The sequence below is a fragment of the Vibrio sp. R-1 genome (assembly GCF_035615595.1).
Taxonomy (GTDB): Bacteria; Pseudomonadota; Gammaproteobacteria; order Enterobacterales; family Vibrionaceae; genus Vibrio; species Vibrio cholerae.
The window spans coordinates 1-3,817 of the sequence record NZ_WPDC01000153.1 but is presented as its reverse complement, the minus strand read 5'-3'; the positions used below and the strand labels follow the sequence as shown (position 1 = coordinate 3,817).

Below are 3,817 nucleotides of genomic sequence, written 5' to 3'. Positions count from 1 at the left end.
CCACTTTTTTTCTGCAACTCGTTGGCAAATTCGCTCAGCTAACTGCTGCGACTCTTCTGCATTTTTACCACGCGCTACAATAGCAAACTCTTCACCACCAATCCTTGCAAAGTAGGTATCCGATGCTAAAGCTTGTCGCACACACCCAACCACGAAACAGATGGCATTATCTCCTGCGCCATGCCCAAAGCGATCGTTAATGGTTTTGAAGTCATCAATATCAAAAACCATCAACGTTAAGCTGCCTGATCGTGTTTGATCCGCTTCAAGATATTCAAAAAACGAACGGCGATTAGCAATGTCCGTCAAGCTATCCGTTTTCGCTAAATAGGAGAGTTTTTGATTGGCTTCTTCAAGTTGCTGTGTTCGCAATCGAACGGTACGCCGTAGTTGAAGAGTATAAATAACGATACTGAGTAAGAGACCTGAAGCGAGAATCGGCATTAAGTAACGTGGATAAATCGTTTCAATATGAACCCATCGACTTAAAATACGGTTTTTCTCATTGCTACTTAATTGTGCAAAACCCTGCTCTACTTGCTCTAATAAATCCCTATTGCCTTTGGCGACCGCTGGACGCAATTCCTCTGAATAAAGAAACTTCACTGGCGTAAAATCTTTCGCGCCATTGGAAACCACTATATAGAAATTGGCGACCTGAGTATCGGCCACAAAACCATCTAATTCCCGTCGCTTTGCTGCAGACATCATCAATTCATTGTTGGCATATTCAATCAACTTAAGCTGAGGATATTCTCGTTGCATGAACTCTTGTTCAAATCCCCCTTTTACTACACCTAATGAGACGTTCATGGCCCCAGATAGCAGCGTATCCAATTTATCGCCCAATAACGTGCGGTGTACGTAGAGTTGTGTATCGATTGTCAGTAAAGGTTCTGCAAAATCGAGATACGCTAATCTTGAAGGAGAACGGATCAAACCAGCTTGAACATCGGATTTGCCAAGCTTCACCGCTTCTAGGGAATCATTCCAATCCATCAGTTGGAATTGAATATCGACATGATTCGCTTCACCAAAAGCCAACCAAAAATCAATCAATATGCCAGAAGGCTGCCCCTGTTCATCTAAATAAGAATAGGGTTTCCATGCTTTTGAGTTGGCAATAGTCAAGGTTTGGCGCTCTACAGCCTCACTCATTGATCCAAATAAAAGCGGCCAAGCAATCATGAGAAACAGAAATAGTTTGGTCGAAAAGCGATGATCCATTCGCTCATATCCTTTGTAAGTCACATTATTGGGCGATGACGGTGGCCAGTATTGAATGAAAGCAGGTGAATAGAAAGTATGGCGCTGACAGCAGGGGAATACAAACGATCAGTATCGACTAAATGAAAGATTTTATTGCAACGTAAAAAGCAACCTTTTGATTATGAGTGATCTTTTCCACACCTCACCGAGGTGTGAACCCTCCTTGGCTCTTCATCATAACCTGTTGCGACTGAGGTACTGCTCGCAGACTGAATGCGCAGTCGGATCCAGACCATTTGCCGATCAGACGATCAAATTTGGCTTGCCTCGATATAAGCATTGAGCTCTTGCTGGCTAACAACGGTAAAGAGTTCACCATCTAGATAAAAAGTGACCTCATCTTGACCTTTTTCGCCACGCAATACTTTATGACTGCCATCGACATAGGTGACTTCCATCTGAAGCGTATGCGAATCAAGTTGCTCTAACGTTGCTTTTTCGATCGGGCGTACTTGTGTTTGCAGCGGCGCTTCTGTCAAAGAGCGATCTAATTGATCATTGACTTTGATAATCGCTTTAGCAGGAATATCAACAACCGCTGGCGATTTTCCTGAAATGGGGTTTTTCCCTGTCCAGAACTCAATCGAGTTAAAAATAAACAGATCGGCTGTGCTGGTTAAACCATAGACGGGTGAAAGTAGTAAAAACAGGCCTTCACGGGCGTAACGGTTATCCACCACTTCTAAATTGAATTTATTGACCAGTCCGGTCGCTGCCATTTGTCCCATACATCCGGTTAGGGAAGTGACACCCAATCCTGCGATTAGCGCCATTTTAAGTGCTTTCTGTTTCATATTAATCTCCACTTATCTGAAAAAGGTGGGCGATAGTAGAGGCTTTTTTCAATTTTTGAAGGGGGAAGAAAGTGAATTAACCCTATTTTGACCAAGTGCTTTACTTGTCAGTTAAATCATTTAATAAACATATAGTTACAAACAAGAAGCTAACATTAACCCACTTAATGTTTACTGATAATTCATCACGCTGAATGATTGGGCTGACCCACTAAAAACCACCACATTTCTTCACAAATACAACAGTGATGAAACAAGCGAAATTTATTTTTTATCCGTCTTTAAAAAGTGATTCCAATCACAAGGCTATTGGTTATAATCCGCGCGCTTTGCCAGAATTGTTGAATTTTGCAAAGTTATTTTGAACAAATACCCCAGATAACGGGGTTGTCTATCCTAATTTTTACTGAGTATCACAAATAATGAGCAAGATTGATAAAGCTATGCGCATTCTGCTGGCGGGTTTCTGTATCAACCTTTGTCTTGGCATTCTTTATGCCTGGAGCGTTTTTAATAAAGCCCTAGTCACCGACTTTGGCTGGAGTGCAGCGGATGCCTCTTCCCCTTATGCTATTGCAACCATCGCTTTTTCTGTCTGTCTTTTAGTTGCTGGCATTCTGCAAGACCGCATGGGTCCACGTAATATCCTGATTTTAGGTACCACCTTAACGGGGTTAGGCATGATTGCCTCAGGTTTTGCTTCTTCTGTTTTGATGCTCAATCTCACCTTCGGCGTGATGACGGGTGCAGGTATCGGTTTTGGCTATGCTTGCCTCTCCCCATCGGCTATGAAGTGGTTCCACCCAAGTAAAAAAGGCATGGTAAATGGCCTGATTGCAGCAGGTTTTGGTCTGGCAGCGATTTATCTTGCACCACTGACGTCAGCCTTGATTACCCACTTAGGCATTCAAACCAGCTTTATGATTCTGGGCGCGGGTGTACTGGCGATTGCGGTACCGCTCGCCTGTACGATTAACAACCCTCCAGCGGGTTATGTGCCTGCTGAGCCGAAACTGAAAGCGGGTCAAGAAGCAAAAGTAGCTGCCAAAGTCGCCAACTTAAGCTGGAAAGCCATGCTGAAAACACCTCAGTTCTATGCATTGTGGCTGATGTATGCTCTTGCCGCTTCTGTTGGTTTGATGATCATCGGTAACATCACGAACATCGCTAGCGTGCAAGCAAACCTACCAAACGCGGTATACCTTGCTTCAATCTTGGCGATTTTCAATTCAGGCGGCCGCGTTGCTGCGGGTATCTTGTCAGATAAAATTGGTGGCGTGCGTACTCTGCTGCTGGCATTTTTGCTGCAAGGCGGAAATATGGTGTTGTTCGCCACGTTTGACTCAGAATTCACCTTAATCATCGGCACGGCGATTGCCGCGGTTGGTTACGGTACGCTACTGGCGGTGTTCCCATCGATCACGGCAGAATTCTATGGCTTGAAAAATTACGGCACCAACTATGGTGTACTCTACACTTCATGGGGCATTGGTGGCGCGATTGGTGCGGCAGTCGTGGGTTACTCAATGACTCATGGTGGCGGCTACAACTTGGCATACACCATTTCCGCAGCAATGATGGCCGTGTGTATCCTTCTTGCTCTGATCACCAAGCCTATTTCAGCGGAGAAAGTGGCTCAGTTGCAAACCGCCTAAGCAGCGTAAGCTTTTGTATAAATAGCCTGACCCAGTCAGGCTATTTGCATTTCTATCCCCTTCCGACTTGAAGCTGCAGCGGTATTGGCTACGTTCGTT

The 3,817-nt window shown here is 44.5% G+C and carries 3 protein-coding genes; 1 reads left to right on the top strand and 2 read right to left on the bottom strand.

From position 1 onward, the window contains the following. On the bottom strand, positions 1-1,227 hold a 1,227-nt coding region (locus tag GOU96_RS17095; protein WP_324702037.1), incomplete at its 3' end, for a diguanylate cyclase domain-containing protein. 293 nt (positions 1,228-1,520) lie between these two features. Continuing rightward, a complete protein-coding gene (locus tag GOU96_RS17090; RefSeq protein ID WP_000810187.1) occupies positions 1,521-2,063 on the bottom strand; it encodes a DUF3332 domain-containing protein in 543 nt (180 codons plus the stop codon). Between the two features lie 422 nt (positions 2,064-2,485). On the opposite strand from GOU96_RS17090, the gene GOU96_RS17085 reads away from it, so the two are divergent. Next, complete coding sequence (locus GOU96_RS17085; protein WP_000034189.1) at positions 2,486-3,718, top strand: L-lactate MFS transporter; 1,233 nt, start codon at positions 2,486-2,488, stop codon at positions 3,716-3,718. Positions 3,719-3,817: the final 99 nt, after the last annotated feature.